Origin of the sequence: Exiguobacterium sp. SH3S1 (genome assembly GCF_004337105.1) — a bacterium.
GTDB classification, from domain to species: domain Bacteria; phylum Bacillota; class Bacilli; order Exiguobacteriales; family Exiguobacteriaceae; genus Exiguobacterium; species Exiguobacterium aurantiacum_A.
Window position 1 is genome coordinate 29,766 of the sequence record NZ_SJUW01000009.1, and the last position, 14,948, is coordinate 44,713.

Genomic DNA, 14,948 nt, shown 5'->3' on the forward strand with positions numbered 1-14,948 from the left:
CGGTATGAGAATTGTTGTGGCGATGGATTCATTCAAAGGCTCGCTGACGAGTCAGGAAGCAAATCGGGCGGTACGACGGGCGCTTGCGGGACATGACGTCGTAGAGATTCCTGTGTCGGACGGGGGCGAAGGGTTTCTCGACGCCTGGCTGGCGACACATCCGGAAGCGAATGCGGTCGAACAGGAAGTGACCGCGCTCGACGGACAAGTCCGTCAGGCGCGCTACGGATGGCATGAAGCAACACGAGAAGCGGTCGTCGAAGTGGCGGAAGCGTCCGGACTGACGCTCGTTGACCAGCTTGATCCGTGGCGGTACAGTTCTTACGGTACGGGGATGCAACTCAGACAAGCGATCGAACGCGGAGCGAGACGCATCACGATCGGTCTCGGCGGCAGTGCGACCGTCGATGGTGGCAAGGGCGTGCTCGAAGCGCTAGGCGTCCGTTTCCTCGATGAGTCCGGACGAGTGCTCGGACCGTTCCCGCACGGACTCGAGCGCGTGAAGCGCGTCGACTGGTCCGGTCTGATGCCGGAGACGAAGCACGTCACGTGGCGAATCGCCTCGGACGTGACGAACCCGCTCCTCGGACACGTGGGCGCGGCGGCCGTGTTCGGTCCACAAAAAGGTCTGGCACCAAGTGACGTCGCCCGCTATGACGACTTGATGAGCGCTTACGCTGCTTGTTTCGATCGCGCCGGTACGACGGTCGCCGGAGCGGGAGCTGCTGGTGGCATCGGTTTTGCGATGTACCAACTCGGGGCGACGTACGTGAATGGCATCGAGGAAGTGATGCGCTGGTCATCGTTTGACGAGCAGCTGCATGGGGCCGATTGGCTGATCACGGGAGAAGGTCGCTTCGATGAACAATCGCTTCATGGGAAAGCCCCGTATGGTTTGGCTCGTTTTGCGCACGAACATGGTGTCCCGACACTCGTCTTCACCGGCCAGACCGACATGACGGCACTCCCGGAAGTCGGGATTGAAGCCATTTTCCCGCTCATTTCCCGGGTCATGACGCTTGAGACGGCGATGATGGAAGCGGCACCGCTCTTGACGAACGCGGTCAGCCGAGCGTTTCGACTAATTGAAAAAACGTCTAAACCGTGACGGTTCAGACGAATGACTCATAGCGGACGGTTTTTAAGCAGATCACGAATCTCTGAGAGCAACTGTTCTTCGCGCGACAACTCTGGCTCTGGCGTCTCTTCGATCGCTTGCTCGCGCTTCAGGCGATTGATCCCTTTGACCATCATGAATAAGGCGAAAGCGATCAGGAAAAACTTGACGATCTCTTGCAGGAAGTTGCCGTATGTGACGCTGACGCCGAGCACGGTGACTGCGAGCGTCGAGAAATCGATGCCGCCGATCAGGATGCCGAGGAACGGCATGAAGATATCGTTGACGAGCGACGTGACGATCGCCGTGAAGGCGGCCCCGAGGATGAAGGCGACAGCAAGGTTGATCATATTACCTTTGATTGCGAAGTCCTTGAATTCTTTCCACATGAAATGAATCCTCCTTTTACAATGAATACCCTCACGTTAGCATATTCTTTGAGGCAAGCCGTATCTTTTTTCGCACGGACGCTCGACTGCCAGAGGACGGGGCGCTTGTTCGACATTTCTAGATACGTTACACTTATAAAGAACTTATGAAACAATTTTAATACCTGGTACTAATATGTTATAATCAGATCAGCTGAAAGGATGAATGGACGTGACGAACGAAGAACAAAAGGGCTCGGAAGAAAAAGAGCCTAAAGAGCGGACGGAGCGAAAGCGCTTGTCGAACAACCGCCGTTTCCCGATCTTGTTACGCATCATCGTTGTCTTGATCTTGGCCGCCGCGATGCTCGCGATCGGTGCCATTATCGGGTACAGCGTGATTGGCGGAGGCGAGTGGAGAGACGTGTTCAACATCGACACGTGGCGCCATATCACCGATTTCTGGCTAACATCATAAGGGTGGTGGAACCATGTACACGATTGAACAGATTAAAGAAGTGATCCCGCATCGGTACCCGTTCTTGCTCATCGACCGGATTCTCGAGGTCGAAGAAGGCGAACGGGCCGTCGGTTTAAAAAATGTGACGGCGAACGAAGAATTCTTCAACGGACATTTCCCAGACTATAACGTCATGCCGGGCGTTTTGATCATCGAAGCACTCGCCCAAGTCGGTGCGTTCGCGATGCTCAAACAAGAGTCGAACCGAGGTAAGCTCGCGTTCTTCGCCGGCATCGACAACTGTCGCTTCAAACGTCAAGTCGTCCCGGGCGACCAGTTGCGCCTCGAGGTCGAGATCTTGAAGGTGCGTGGTCCGATCGGTAAAGGACGTGCCGTAGCGACGGTCGACGGAGAAGTGGCGTGTGTTGCAGAACTGACTTTCGCCCTGAAGTGAGGGGAAACGAGATGCGTGTATTAGTGATTGCCTTGATGCTTGGATTAGCGACGATCGTCGGATGCCAACAGATGCAGACAGAAGAAGCGACAGAAGAGAACGTCGTCTTCGAACAGACGGCGGGCGATGCGATGATCGACAAGCGGGCCGGACAGTCTGAGTCGATCGCCGTGTCGCTCGAGCGGACGAACAGCTCGACGATGCTGTTCACGATCCGGGTGCTCGAAGACCGTCGGCTCGACCCGACGACGGTGATCAGCTACGAAGTCGATGGCACGCGCGTACCGATCCCGTTCGGTGAACTCGTCGCCGAGCGTGAAGGTGACGTGCGGACATACGTCTATCAAGCCGACATGAACCCAGAATTGTTCGTGCCGACGACACTCCCGTTGTTCCATATCGGAGAAGAAGGTGAGGCGGAAGTCTCGATGCCGCTCGAAGCCGTTAATTCGACAAATAAATAAAAAAACGGATGATTTTGTCGAAAATCATCCGTTTTTTGTTTACTCTTTTTAGATTTCCTCCGATATAGAACATAAGGAACTAGGAGGGGAATTTATGAAACAAAATAAACCACAGTCACTGCAAAACCGTATCCTTGCGGCGATGCTCGCATTCGTCGCACTGCTCATCGTTACGTTCGGGGTCATCCAGTACTTCAGCACGAAACATACGGTGCTCAGCTCGATGCAGGCCGTCTTGCTAGAAGACGCTGCCCGAATCAGCGAGGCGATGGACGCGGACGCGTATGCGGCGTTTTTACAAAATCCGGAGAAGAATGAGCGATTCGAGCAGTTTCGGGAACAGCTCGATACGTATCGTACACAAATCGGGGCGATGTACGTCTACACGCTCGCATTAGACGGTGAGGAGCTACAAATCATTGTAGATGGAATGAGTGCTACGGACGCGGTCGAGATTGGGACACCGGTGACTGCAACTTCATTCGAAGACGCGCAACCGGCGTTTGAAGGCGGAACCGGCACGACGCCGATCGTCGAAGACCCGGAGTTTGGGACCTATATGACGGTGCTCGTCCCGATCAAGCAAGGGGATGAAGTCATCGGTGTCATGGGCATCGACAAAAGCGCAGACGATGTCAAAGCGGTGACGACTGGCGTATTACGCGAAAGTCTGCTTCCGGTACTCATCGGCCTCGTCATCTTGCTCGGTCTCGCCTCGGTCATCATTTGGCGTTACCTCGGTTGGAAATTGCGGCCGCTCCGTGACCTTGAACGCGTCGCAACGCATATCGCCGGTGGCGACTTGGCGACGGCGTCGGTTGAGATGGACAAGATTCAACTGCGCGCGAATGATGAGATCAAGCGTCTGACTGCGTCGATGGACCAAATGACGAAGATGTTGAAAGGGTTGATCTCAAACCTACAGACGTCAGCACAGACGGTCCGTGACGAGAGCGGTAACGTCGCGAGCATCTCGGAAGAAGTGAACGACGCGTCGCGACAGATTGCGTTCACAATGGAAGAAATCGCCGGCGGGGTCGAGAATCAGAGCGTGCTCACGATGAAGCTGTACGGACACATGAACGAGTTCTCGGGACTCGTCGAACAGACGGCGACGGACGGGCACGGCGTGAGCACTCAAGCGGAAGTCGTCAGTCGGGCGACAGCAGAAGGGCTGCAGCTCATGGAAGACGCGGTCGGGAAGATGACGAACATCCATGCGCAAGTGAATGAGTCGCAAGGCCAAGTGAAAGACTTTGAGCAACAGGCGGACGAAGTGACCGCGCTCGTCACGATCATCCGACAGATCTCGCAACAGACGAATTTGCTCGCCTTGAACGCGGCCATCGAGGCGGCCCGTGCCGGGGAACACGGGAAAGGGTTCGCCGTCGTCGCCTCCGAGATTCGGGGTCTGTCGAACAGCGTCGCCCAGTCGGTCAGTGAGATCTCAGAGATCGTCGGCAGCGTCAAACGAAACTCGATTGCGCTCGGCGAGACGTTCACCTACAGTATGCACGCCGCCGAAGACGGCAGACGGACGCTCGAAGCGACGAAGCAGGCGTTCAACGAGATCGAGGCGAGTGTCCGTGAGATGCAACGGTTGACCGGGTCGATGCAAGGACAGCTCGGTCGCGTCAAGACGAACCAAGAAGACATCAAGCGCGGTCTTTCAGATATTGCGTCGATCTCCGAAGAGAGCACGGCCGGTAACGAGGAAGTGGCCGCCTCGACTGAACAGATGTCGGCGACGAGCGAGACGATGAACCGTCTCGTCAAAGACTTGTCGCTCACTGCGGAAGACATGCAACAGATGAGCCGCCAGTTTAAGCTATGAACAGCTTCAAGTCAGACATCCCTCCCGCGCGTCCGCTATAATGGGCGCAAGGGAGGTTTTTTCATGCAACGTGTCTCAAGCGAACTTACACAATTCCGCGGCAGTCATTATGACTTTGGCCGCTTTCAAGGTGAATATATCAAGCGCAGCAAGCTGCTCGAGAACCGGACCGATCAGTGGAAGCTGCGCGTCCCCCGGTTTGAGATCGACGAGCGCGAGGCGAAACAAGCGTTCGCCCGGTTCGCCCCGAGGATTTGGGAAGAACTACTCGGCCTGCAGGACGAGCTCGAACTGACGCTCGGCGATACGCTCCTTCACTTCGGTCATTTCCGGGTCAATAACCCGATCAGCGGCTGCTCGATTTTGACAGGGGACAACTTCCTCGTCCGCAACTACGACTATCATCCGATGACGTATGACGGGCGCTACAACGTGTTCCAACCGGACGAGGGCTACGCCGTCATCGGACCCGTCTCGCGCGTCACCGGGCGGATGGACGGAATGAACGAGCGCGGACTCGCCATGGGCTATAACTTCATCAACCGCCGCCGCCCCGGCGACGGCTTCGTCTGCCAGATGATCGGACGGATGATTCTCGAGACGTGCGCGACGGTCGAAGAAGCGGTCGATCTGTTGAAAGACATCCCGCACCGCGGCTCGTTCACGTATGTCGTCCATGACAAGTCGTCAAATACACGTGTCATCGAAGCGACCCCGCGCGACATCCGTGTCCGCGAATCGAACATTTGCACGAACCACTTCGAGCTGTTGCAGCACGAGAACCGTTACCATCTCGACGACTCGACGCGGCGGATGATGGAGATCAAGATGTATCAACATATCGTCCAAGACGCCGAGAGCGCGTTCCGGCTCATGAACGACTCGGATAAAGGTGTGTTTTCGGAGCTGTATAAAAGTTGGGCCGGGACGATCCATACGGCCGCCTATTTCCCGGAGACGCTCGAGACGTGGTTCGCCCTCGGCGGCGACCGCGACCCGGTCATCTTTGATTTTCAGACGTGGCTCGACGGGGAGGATTTCGACTTGCACGCCCTCGACGGTGAGATCGCGACCGATATCGAGTTCGCCAACACGGTCCAACTTTGGCGCTGACTTCGGTCAGTGCTTTTTTTATGGAAACGGGGAATAGGAATACGAGGAGGGATTTATATGAAACGAATCGGTTTATTGGCCATCATGCTCGGGATGGTTGTCGTCCTCGGCGGCTGCGTGCCGGGTGACGGCTCCTATACGACGGACCCGGCCGGCTTCTTTTGGGGTGTCTGGCACGGCTGGATCGCACCGGTGTCACTGATTTTAGGGTTGTTCAATGATACGTATCGCGTCTATGAAGTGAACAACACCGGTTGGTTTTATGATTTAGGATTCTATATCGCGATCATCAGCGGTTTCGGTGGGGTCGCTGTGACGCGGAGGAGTAGAGGCTGACGTTAGAGTGGTTTTCGCCCCGTCACAGCGACCGTACGATAATCGCGGGAATCAGGTCCGCGCTGATCTTAGAGGTCTGTATTGACTGTCAATCCATGTCTGGAGACGTTTTGAGAACATTGAACCATTCCTTTCTAAACGAACGTTATGTAGATTGAGTGTAGCACAATCAAAAAATCAGAGAGGGGATGAATCCGTGCGCTCATTTTGGATTTTCGGCAATCAGTTATCACACGACCTCGAGATGCTCGACCACGTCCAAGCCGATGACGTCATCGTCATGATCGAGGCGACGTCACGGGCGATGTGGCGGAAGTATCATAAACAAAAACTCGTCCTCATCTTCTCGGCGATGCGACATTTCGCCGAGGAGTTACGCGAGCGCGGCTTCACCGTCGACTACCACGAGGCCGACTCGTTCCAAGACGCGTGGGACGATCACTTCAGCCGCTTCAATCCCGATGCGATTCACTACACGGCCGTCACCGATGAGCCGATGGAGCGGAAGCTGAAGCAGTTCGGAGACCAGCACGAGCTCATCGAACATACGGACGTGCCGCTCTTCTATTTAACGAAGCAAGAGGCCGTCGACACGCTCGGCAGCGAGCCGTGGCGGATGGACCGGTTCTACCGTCATATGCGCAAGCGGTTTGACGTGTTGCTCGAAGACGGCAAGGCGAAAGGCGGCAAGTGGTCGTTCGACGCGGACAATCGCCAGCCGCCAAAATCCGGGCTCACGTTCCCACCGGCCATCCACTTCCGACCTGACGCCATCACGACAGACGTCATCCGAAAAGTCGAGGCGACGTTTTCCGACCACCCTGGACAAATCGAACCGTTCGCTTGGCCGGTGACGCGGGACGAGGCAAGGCGAGCACTCAAGCGTTTCGTCGACGAGCGGCTCGAGACGTTCGGTCCGTATCAGGACGCGATGTTGACCGAAAACCCGGAGATGTCACACAGTCTGTTGTCGGCGGCAATCAATGTCGGACTGCTGACCCCGCATGAGGTCGTCAAAGCGGCATGCGCGACCGACGCGCCCCTTGCTTCAGTCGAAGGGTTCGTCCGCCAAATCCTCGGCTGGCGGGAATACATGCGCGCCGTCTATGTGGCGTTGATGCCCGACTATCGAGACGTGAACACGTTCAACCACGAGCGTGACTTACCTGGCTTGTTTTGGGACGCGGACACGGACCTGAACTGTATGCACGAGAGTCTGAAGCCGGTCGTCGAGCGGGCGCACAACCATCACATCCAGCGGCTGATGGTGCTCGGTAACTATGCGACGCTGTTCGAGATCTCACCACAACAGACGAGCGACTGGTTCAACGAGATGTATATCGATGCCTACGACTGGGTCGTGTTGCCGAACGTGCTCGGGATGGCACTCCATGCCGACGGGGGACGTCTTGCGACGAAGCCGTACATCGCCTCGGGCAAATACATCGACCGGATGAGCGACTACTGTAAAGGCTGCAAATATAACCCGAAACACACGACCGAGGCTGACGCCTGTCCGTTCAACGCCCTCTATTGGAACTTCATCGACAAGCACGAGGAGCGGTTCTCGAACAACCAGCGCATGAAGATGATGGTCCGCAACTGGCAAGGGCGTGACGACGACGTCAAAGCCGACATCTTGGCGAAGGCGCGACAAACATTGACCGATTCCCCGTGAATCGGTTTTTTTACGTCGTCTTTATAAAATTTTGCACGGGCTTCACGGATGCTTTACATTCATCCGTTACGATAGGACTTGTGAGACCCCTCAACCCAAAGTGAATAGCATTCGGTAGAACATTCGAGAGACCAGCAGAAGCCCACACGTCCGTGACGTCATGTTTCTGGTGGTCCTTTTTTAGAAAGGAATGATTCAGATGAATAGCAATACGCACGCAGTAGAACTTGAAACAAAACAAGGTGATCCTTGTTCGAGTCAACCTAACTCTCAAACGTGGGATGCTATCCCTTCCATCTCTCTTCCGATCGTGACATACAACGTGGTGTCCCGACCTATCACCGTCTACCATGGACAGTTTGATGCGTCTGCCGTTCGATTGGACGTGACACTTCAGACGAGCAGCAATCAGAGTTCAGTATGAAATCGCTCCAGCTACAACATGTTAGAAAAAAGTATGGGGACCGTGAAGTCATAAGCGAGCTTGATATGATGGTCGAGGCGGGCGAATGTTTTGCGATTGTCGGCCCGTCAGGCTGCGGAAAAAGTTTGCTCCTTCGCATGATTGCCGGCATGGAGTCGCCGACGAGCGGGACGATCCGCATTGACGGGGTCGCGACGAATCGGTTGAAACCGAAGGAACGAGAGGTGGCGTATTTGTCTCAGCAGGACACGCTCTATCGCTTCTTGACCGTTGAGCAAAACATGGAGTGGTCCTTGCGCGGAAGAGGCTTGACACGTTCAGCGCGACAAGACCGATGCCGTCAGATGGTCAATCTGTTTGAACTGTCCGACCTCATGAAACGAAAACCATACGAACTCTCAGGGGGGGAACGACAACGGATTGCTTTGGCTCAAGCGCTCAGCACGGAATCGCAAATCTACTTGCTCGATGAACCGTTCTCGAACCTTGATGTCAAACTTCGAACGGAACTTCGCGCGAAGCTTAGGCAATGGCAACAACATTTTGGTCTGACGTTTCTGTACGTGACCCAAGACCAGAGCGAGGCGATGTTGATGGCGGACCGGATGATGATCATGAATAACGGTCGCGCTCAGCAAATCGGTAAACCGCTCGACTTGTACAATAAACCGGCGAATACGTTCGTCGCGTCGTTCCTTGGTACACACCCGATGAACTTGACGCCTGTGACGCGAAGTGACAAGGGATGGTCTGTCAACGACGGCCGTCTGTTCCGTCCCTTATTGGTCACGGGAATAGAGCAGGCGATACTTGGAGTCCGACCCGAGCACATCCTGCCGGCGGGAGCAGATGTGACCTTTTATGCCGAGTTGAAAAGGATTGAAGTACTCGGTGCGGAAACAGTGCTCACGTTTCATTTAGGGAATGCCGAGTGGATTGCCAAATGGGAAGGTCAATGGCCGCTCGCGATCGGCGAAAAAGTGGCATGTTACATTGCGCCGCGGCATATGACGTTGTTCGACGAGAACGGAGGGCTCCTTGAGACTCGTCCACCGAAGCTGTTTGAGACACTCGAAATCAGACGATGAACGAGAAGCAAGAAGCGGGGACAGCACTGTAGATTCATAGGAAAGAGGCCACCGGGAGCAATTGATGCGCTCCTGACGGCCTCTTGTCATTGTTTCAATATTATCAACAGTTGATTCGACTTCGGAAACATAATCCTGCGCTCATATACGGGGAGTTCACTCAACGTATAAAAAAATGGAACCTTCACTCGAAGGCTCCATTTTTTAAGGTGAATCATTAGTTGGTTACGAGTGAAAGTTCACTGACATTCGTTAGAATCACTTGGTTTCGTCCCGAGCGTTTCGCTTGATATAATGCGTTGTCCGCTGCTTCGGTCATCTTCTGAACCGGCTCCGATTTACCGTGGGCAATCCCGATTGAAGCGGTGATATGAATCGGAGGAAAGTCCTTCAATACGAAAACTTCATCCTCAATCCGCTTACGAATACGTTCAGCGACTTTTTCCACCTTTTCAGGAGTAAGATCATACATTAAAATGACGAACTCTTCACCACCGACACGTGCGACCACATCATGCAATCTCGTTTCAGCCAAAAGCAGTTCAGCAAAGCGTTGTAAAACGAGGTCCCCGTTTGCATGACCATATGTATCGTTGACGCGTTTGAAATGGTCGATGTCTAACGCCAGTACGTTAGACGGCCGATTTTCATTCTCTAGTTCAGACGTATAACGATCCCAGACACGACGGTTGAATAAACCGGTCAAAGGGTCACGCTCGGCGGATTGTTTATAATCTTTCGCTCGTCGTTTCGCCTGCTCAAGGTCAATCGTCAGTACGCTCGAGAGCAACCCGACCAATAGTCCAACCGTCCAAATCGTGGCGATAAGTGTGATATAAGACATGCTCCAGCCTAGATTGATTAATACGGCGATTGAGATAACAAATAGCGCCCAGACGTTTAATAGCATACTTTGAAAGAACAGTCGTTCAGACAGACGGCGATGAATCCATATCATACCGAGGCTAACGAACCACGTCGCGATAAAGGCGACGACGGCTTGATCAGTGAATCCAAACAAGAACCGAGTGCTTGCGATAAAGCCGGTCGCGATGAACAATGGCAAACGTGCACCATAAAAAGCGAGCAATACGAGCGGCAAGTGGCGCAAGTCGACACGGACATCCTCGTTCACCTCGACACCGTTAAACATAAGGAACAAGCCGAGCATCCCCGCGAGCATACCGATTAGGACGCCACGACTTCTTGATGAGAAGAATAGTTGTGAGTGAAACACTTTGGAAATCAAATAAAAGCCGGTAAAAGCGACACAAGCATTAACGAATAGAGAGATAATTGGCATAAAATCACGACCTTAGTCACAGAGTATACTTTAACCGTAACAGACTGCAAAAACTTGTCAAATCCGAAAATATTTTTTAAAGAAAACTGTAAAAATAAGATGGTTCAATGTATTCAAACTACTGATTTACTAGTGGTTCACATGACTGAAAGCATTAAAAATAAGAGGAACACCCAAATCAATGGTTGATCCTCTCACTTCAATGCAGCATAGTATTTCCCTATTAAAATTTCGGCGAATCAGAATACATAGTTCAACATCACGCCTTTTTCTTCGTTCCTTTAAAAGCGAAGAACATCGCGATGCCGATGCCGAGACCGAGCCACCAGTTGTCGAACAACAGTCCGAAGATGAGAATAAAGGCGACGGCGACCGGGAGTGCTAAATATCCACGTTGTCGTTTCATTTGATTCATCCTTTCCCTACGTCTCTCTTTGACTGTTCCCGGAAGCGGAATGATTCATTCGAAAAGAAACCGTTTTCATAAAAATGGCTCAACATCAACGTTTGTCTAAAAGATGAACATTGTTATTTTCATGTGAAATAGTGAGCAATTACATCTATCCATCCGTAGAAAAGCCTGTTATATTTTAATTGTGATAAACTTCACAATAAGAAATCATACATGGGTCATATTATAGGAGGAAGAGAAGATGATTACATTTTTTATTGCACTAGGATTATTATTGGTCGGGTACCTCGTCTACGGCCGTTACGTCGAGAAGACGTTCGGCATCAAGGAGGAACGGACGACGCCCGCCTATGCGTCTCAAGACGGTGTCGACTATGTACCGATGGGGAAAAAACGTAACTCGATGATCCAACTGTTGAACATCGCCGGTGTCGGTCCGATCTTCGGTCCGATCATGGGAGCACTCTACGGTCCGGTCGCATTCCTTTGGATCGTGGTCGGGTCAATCTTTGCCGGGGCGGTGCACGACTACTTGACCGGGATGATCTCGCTCCGTAACAACGGCGCACACTTGCCGCAGCTCGCTGAGAAGTTCCTCGGTCGCTCGCTCCGTCACGTCGTCAACGGGTTCGCGCTCTTGTTGCTACTGCTTGTCGGGACGGTGTTCGTCACGTCACCGGCCAATATGATCAACAACTTGTTCGACGGTAATGCGTCAACGCTCGCCTGGGTGCTCCTCGCCATCTTCGGCTACTACATTTTGGCGACGCTCTTACCTGTCGATAAGATCATCGGGCGCATCTACCCGTTCTTCGGGGCACTCTTGTTGATCAGCGCCGTCGGCATCGCCGTCAGCCTGTTCGCCCAAGGCTATCAGGTCCCTGAGATGACGTTCACGAACATGCACCCGGACGGCTTGCCGATCTGGCCGCTCTTGTTCTTCACGATCTCGTGCGGCGCGCTCTCAGGATTCCACGCGACGCAGTCGCCGATCATCTCGCGGACGACGATGAAAGAGAGTAATGGCCGCAGCATCTTCTACGGCATGATGATCGTCGAGGCTGTCATCGCCATGATCTGGGCAGCGGCCGCGATGGCGATCTTCGAACCGGGTCAACTGCTCGCGATGATCAACGCCGGCACACCGGCGCTCGTCGTCCAAGAAGTGGCGACGCTCATGCTCGGCAGCATCGGCGGCACGCTCGCCATCCTCGGCGTCATCGTCTTGCCGATCACGTCAGGTGACACGGCGTTCCGTAGCGCCCGGATGATCATCGCCGACTACATGAAGATCGCGCAGAAGAAGTTCGCATCGCGCCTTTGGATCGCACTCCCGTTGTTCGCCATCTCGTTCATCTTGACGAAAGTCGACTTCCGTCTCCTCTGGCAATATTTCAACTGGGCCAACCAGACGACGGCGGTCATCGCCTTGTTCGTCGGGGCGACGTACTTGTACATTAAAGGACGCAACTACTGGATTGCGCTCGTCCCGGGGACGTTCATGTTGTATGCGGTCTGGTTCTATATCTTGACGGCACCGATCGGCTTCAAGATGGACGGAATCATTCCGTACGTCATCGCGACGGTCGGGACGGTGACATTGTTCGGCTTGTTCTTCAAGCACGCCAAAGCGATGCGCGCCCAAGATCTCGAGTGCGACGCACCGGTTCGAAAAGCCGCATAACAAACAGGGGCCTGGCATACATTGCCGGGCCCCTTTGTTGATCAGTCATATAAGTAAATCGAGAACGTCGTCCCTTCTCCGTACACGGAGTCGGCGTGGATGCCCCAGCCGTGCGCCTCGGCGATCCGTTTGCAGATGCGCAGGCCGAGCCCGGTCCCTTTGATCGGACGGTGGGAGTCGGAGTCGACCCGGTAGTACTCGTCAAAGATGTACGGGATGGACTCAGGAGGGATACCGATGCCTGGGTCACGGACGGATAAGACGAGCGTCGTATCGTCCATCGAGCCCGTGATTCGGATCGTCCCGCCTTTCGGTGAATACTTGATGGCGTTGCCGATCAAGTTGTGAAGCAGTTGCAACAACTTCTCCTGGTCGGCCTCGATCGTCGCGTCGCAAGTGGACAAGACGACCTGGTGATTGGGGGATGTCGTCTCATAATGGGCGACAATGCCTTCAAGAACCGGTTTGAGTGCGAACGTCGACAGCGTCAGCAAGTCCGCGGAGTAGTTGACGCGTTGATAGTCGAGGAAGTTATCGACGAGCCGTTCGAGTCGCTCCGCTTCTCGCTTCACGAGCGTCAGCATGCCGTGCGTCTTTTCGTTATCGGTATGTTGGTACATGAGCAGTTCGGTGTAGCCGCTGATGGCGGTGAGCGGTGAGCGGAACTCGTGCGACAGCTCGGCTAAAAATGAGTCTTTCTGCTCCTCGAACCGGCGCGCTTCGGTCTCGTCGCGCCAGAGGATGAACACGCCGCGCGGGGTATAGGTGAAGTTCAAGATGAGTTGCAGCGTCCGGTCGCCGAGCTGAAAATAGTGGGGTTTCATACTCGGACAGCAGCCGAAGCGATTGTCGAGCAATTCTTCCCAAAAAGACGTCACGGCAACCGGGTCGGCCCCGTTCCGTTCGAACACATCATGGAAGAAGCGGCTCAAGGTCTTGAAATCGCTGAAGCGCCGTGTCGTCAGCGACGGACAGAAGGCACGGAGCGGTTGGTTCGTATACAGGTGGTTGCGGGTAAAATCGATATAACAGACGGCATCCTGCACTTCCTCGATGAGTGAAGCGATGGGAGAGTGCGGCAAGCGTCGTGTTGAATAGTTCGGGATGGCTCGTTTTGGACGTGTTCGGCCGTGCCTTGCGGATGAACGATAAAATCGGTTTCGGTCCATGCGTCGGCCTCCTCTCTACGATGTCGATTGATCTGTCTCTATTATACGACATTGTGCAGTATTTCCCTATATAGTCCATGGACCTACCTAAAAATGAGAGGAAATCGGGACGGTCGGCACAAATTGTTCAAACACAAACAGACGAAGCTGTACGACAATGAGAAGAGGAGGCGATATGATGAAGCAAGCGATTTTAGTGACCGGTGCGACCGGGAACGTCGGACAATACGTTGTGAAGTATTTAGAGAATCGAGGGGAAGCCGTCGTCGCGGCCGGGAGCAGGGTGGACGAGCTGCAGCGGCGCTTCCCGATGGCGGCACGACACGTCGAACTCGATTTTGAAAATCCGGACACATACGAAGCGGCGCTCGACGGGGTCGATCGCGTCTTTTTGATGCGTCCGCCACAGATCGGGGACGCGGACGTGTTCGTTCCGTTCATTGAGGCGATGGCCGAACGTTCGATTCGACTCGTCGCCTTTCTTTCACTCATGGGCGTCGAGACGAATCCGTTCCCGCCACACTATAAGATCGAGAAGTACATCGAGCAATCAGGTGTTCCATCCGTTCATATCCGGCCAGGTTTCTTCATGCAGAACGTGACCGGCGTCCACGCCGAGGAGATCCGTCAAGACGACGAGATCTTCATCCCGGCCGGTAACAGTCAAGTCAGCTTCATCGACGCCGAGGATATCGGCAAGGCGATCGCGCACGTCTTAGCCGACCAGGAGTCACATCGCAACACGGCCTATACGCTCACCGGACCCGAGGCGCTCGATTATGTCGACATCGCCAACCAATTGACGATTCTGACCGGGCGGCGCATCACGTACGCCAAGCCGAGCATGCTACGCTATCGCTCACACTATATTCAGGAACGTGGTCTGGATCCAGCGTATGTGAATGTGACGATGGCGCTCTATCTCATGACACGGCTCGGTACGGCGAAGGCGGTGACGGACGACTTTGAACGGTTGACCGGGGAGAAGCCACGTTCGTTTGCTGAGTTCGCACGTGATCACGTAGATACGTTCCGGCGCTAAAA

General features: G+C 54.1%; 15 protein-coding genes. 11 read left to right on the forward strand and 4 right to left on the reverse strand.

Features of this window, described 5'->3' with window-relative positions; genetic code table 11:
• The first annotated feature begins 4 nt into the window (after positions 1-4).
• Positions 5-1,108, forward strand: a complete 1,104-nt coding sequence (locus EVJ26_RS10800) for a glycerate kinase family protein (RefSeq protein WP_236635558.1) — start codon at positions 5-7, stop codon at positions 1,106-1,108.
• Between the two features lie 17 nt (positions 1,109-1,125).
• Here the strand turns inward: EVJ26_RS10800 and mscL are convergent, their stop codons facing one another.
• Positions 1,126-1,506, reverse strand: coding sequence for a large-conductance mechanosensitive channel protein MscL (gene mscL / locus EVJ26_RS10805; RefSeq protein WP_131443558.1), 381 nt, complete (start codon positions 1,504-1,506; stop codon positions 1,126-1,128).
• A gap of 205 nt (positions 1,507-1,711) precedes the next feature.
• On the opposite strand from mscL, the gene EVJ26_RS10810 reads away from it, so the two are divergent.
• The 8 genes from EVJ26_RS10810 to EVJ26_RS10845 all read left to right on the forward strand — a co-directional run bounded on the left by EVJ26_RS10810 (position 1,712) and on the right by EVJ26_RS10845 (position 9,336).
• Positions 1,712-1,963 carry a DNA-directed RNA polymerase subunit beta gene (locus EVJ26_RS10810; RefSeq protein ID WP_070328163.1) on the forward strand — a complete coding sequence of 84 codons (252 nt, stop codon included), beginning with the start codon at positions 1,712-1,714 and terminating at the stop codon, positions 1,961-1,963.
• Positions 1,964-1,976: 13 nt separating this feature from the next.
• The gene (gene fabZ / locus EVJ26_RS10815) at positions 1,977-2,399 is read left to right on the forward strand and encodes a 3-hydroxyacyl-ACP dehydratase FabZ (protein WP_131459009.1); all 423 of its coding nucleotides are present in this window, start codon (positions 1,977-1,979) and stop codon (positions 2,397-2,399) included.
• An 11-nt stretch (positions 2,400-2,410) separates the two neighbouring features.
• Positions 2,411-2,863 carry a hypothetical protein gene (locus tag EVJ26_RS10820; RefSeq protein ID WP_131459010.1) on the forward strand — a complete coding sequence of 151 codons (453 nt, stop codon included), beginning with the start codon at positions 2,411-2,413 and terminating at the stop codon, positions 2,861-2,863.
• A 94-nt stretch (positions 2,864-2,957) separates the two neighbouring features.
• Positions 2,958-4,697: a methyl-accepting chemotaxis protein gene (locus tag EVJ26_RS10825; protein WP_131470403.1), complete on the forward strand. Its 1,740-nt coding sequence runs from the start codon at positions 2,958-2,960 to the stop codon at positions 4,695-4,697.
• 63 nt (positions 4,698-4,760) lie between these two features.
• Positions 4,761-5,810, forward strand: coding sequence for a C45 family autoproteolytic acyltransferase/hydrolase (locus EVJ26_RS10830; RefSeq protein ID WP_131459012.1), 1,050 nt, complete (start codon positions 4,761-4,763; stop codon positions 5,808-5,810).
• Positions 5,811-5,867: 57 nt separating this feature from the next.
• Complete coding sequence (locus EVJ26_RS10835; RefSeq protein ID WP_131468944.1) at positions 5,868-6,146, forward strand: hypothetical protein; 279 nt, start codon at positions 5,868-5,870, stop codon at positions 6,144-6,146.
• A 196-nt stretch (positions 6,147-6,342) separates the two neighbouring features.
• Positions 6,343-7,824 carry a cryptochrome/photolyase family protein gene (locus EVJ26_RS10840; protein ID WP_131470404.1) on the forward strand — a complete coding sequence of 494 codons (1,482 nt, stop codon included), beginning with the start codon at positions 6,343-6,345 and terminating at the stop codon, positions 7,822-7,824.
• Between the two features lie 420 nt (positions 7,825-8,244).
• Positions 8,245-9,336, forward strand: a complete 1,092-nt coding sequence (locus tag EVJ26_RS10845; RefSeq protein WP_131470405.1) for an ABC transporter ATP-binding protein — start codon at positions 8,245-8,247, stop codon at positions 9,334-9,336.
• 217 nt (positions 9,337-9,553) lie between these two features.
• Here the strand turns inward: EVJ26_RS10845 and EVJ26_RS10850 are convergent, their stop codons facing one another.
• Positions 9,554-10,639, reverse strand: a complete 1,086-nt coding sequence (locus tag EVJ26_RS10850; protein WP_131459016.1) for a GGDEF domain-containing protein — start codon at positions 10,637-10,639, stop codon at positions 9,554-9,556.
• Between the two features lie 259 nt (positions 10,640-10,898).
• Entirely contained in the window at positions 10,899-11,045 is a 147-nt protein-coding gene (locus EVJ26_RS14485) for a hypothetical protein (protein WP_201738370.1), read from the reverse strand.
• Positions 11,046-11,292: 247 nt separating this feature from the next.
• On the opposite strand from EVJ26_RS14485, the gene EVJ26_RS10855 reads away from it, so the two are divergent.
• Complete coding sequence (locus EVJ26_RS10855) at positions 11,293-12,735, forward strand: carbon starvation CstA family protein (protein WP_131470406.1); 1,443 nt, start codon at positions 11,293-11,295, stop codon at positions 12,733-12,735.
• Between the two features lie 41 nt (positions 12,736-12,776).
• Here EVJ26_RS10855 and EVJ26_RS10860 read toward each other — a convergent pair whose 3' ends face one another.
• Positions 12,777-13,904 carry a sensor histidine kinase gene (locus EVJ26_RS10860; protein ID WP_236634158.1) on the reverse strand — a complete coding sequence of 376 codons (1,128 nt, stop codon included), beginning with the start codon at positions 13,902-13,904 and terminating at the stop codon, positions 12,777-12,779.
• A 178-nt stretch (positions 13,905-14,082) separates the two neighbouring features.
• Between EVJ26_RS10860 and EVJ26_RS10865 the strand changes: the two genes are divergently transcribed.
• Positions 14,083-14,946, forward strand: a complete 864-nt coding sequence (locus EVJ26_RS10865) for an SDR family oxidoreductase (protein ID WP_236635559.1) — start codon at positions 14,083-14,085, stop codon at positions 14,944-14,946.
• Positions 14,947-14,948 lie beyond the last annotated feature (2 nt).

Coding starts and splice junctions, on each gene's coding strand:
- EVJ26_RS10800 (WP_236635558.1), top strand. CDS start 5: ATGAGAATTGTTGTGGCGATGGATTCATTCAAAGGCTCGCTGACGAGT.
- mscL (WP_131443558.1), bottom strand. CDS start 1,506: ATGTGGAAAGAATTCAAGGACTTCGCAATCAAAGGTAATATGATCAAC.
- EVJ26_RS10810 (WP_070328163.1), top strand. CDS start 1,712: ATGGACGTGACGAACGAAGAACAAAAGGGCTCGGAAGAAAAAGAGCCT.
- fabZ (WP_131459009.1), top strand. CDS start 1,977: ATGTACACGATTGAACAGATTAAAGAAGTGATCCCGCATCGGTACCCG.
- EVJ26_RS10820 (WP_131459010.1), top strand. CDS start 2,411: ATGCGTGTATTAGTGATTGCCTTGATGCTTGGATTAGCGACGATCGTC.
- EVJ26_RS10825 (WP_131470403.1), top strand. CDS start 2,958: ATGAAACAAAATAAACCACAGTCACTGCAAAACCGTATCCTTGCGGCG.
- EVJ26_RS10830 (WP_131459012.1), top strand. CDS start 4,761: ATGCAACGTGTCTCAAGCGAACTTACACAATTCCGCGGCAGTCATTAT.
- EVJ26_RS10835 (WP_131468944.1), top strand. CDS start 5,868: ATGAAACGAATCGGTTTATTGGCCATCATGCTCGGGATGGTTGTCGTC.
- EVJ26_RS10845 (WP_131470405.1), top strand. CDS start 8,245: ATGAAATCGCTCCAGCTACAACATGTTAGAAAAAAGTATGGGGACCGT.
- EVJ26_RS10850 (WP_131459016.1), bottom strand. CDS start 10,639: ATGCCAATTATCTCTCTATTCGTTAATGCTTGTGTCGCTTTTACCGGC.
- EVJ26_RS14485 (WP_201738370.1), bottom strand. CDS start 11,045: ATGAAACGACAACGTGGATATTTAGCACTCCCGGTCGCCGTCGCCTTT.
- EVJ26_RS10855 (WP_131470406.1), top strand. CDS start 11,293: ATGATTACATTTTTTATTGCACTAGGATTATTATTGGTCGGGTACCTC.
- EVJ26_RS10860 (WP_236634158.1), bottom strand. CDS start 13,904: ATGGACCGAAACCGATTTTATCGTTCATCCGCAAGGCACGGCCGAACA.
- EVJ26_RS10865 (WP_236635559.1), top strand. CDS start 14,083: ATGAAGCAAGCGATTTTAGTGACCGGTGCGACCGGGAACGTCGGACAA.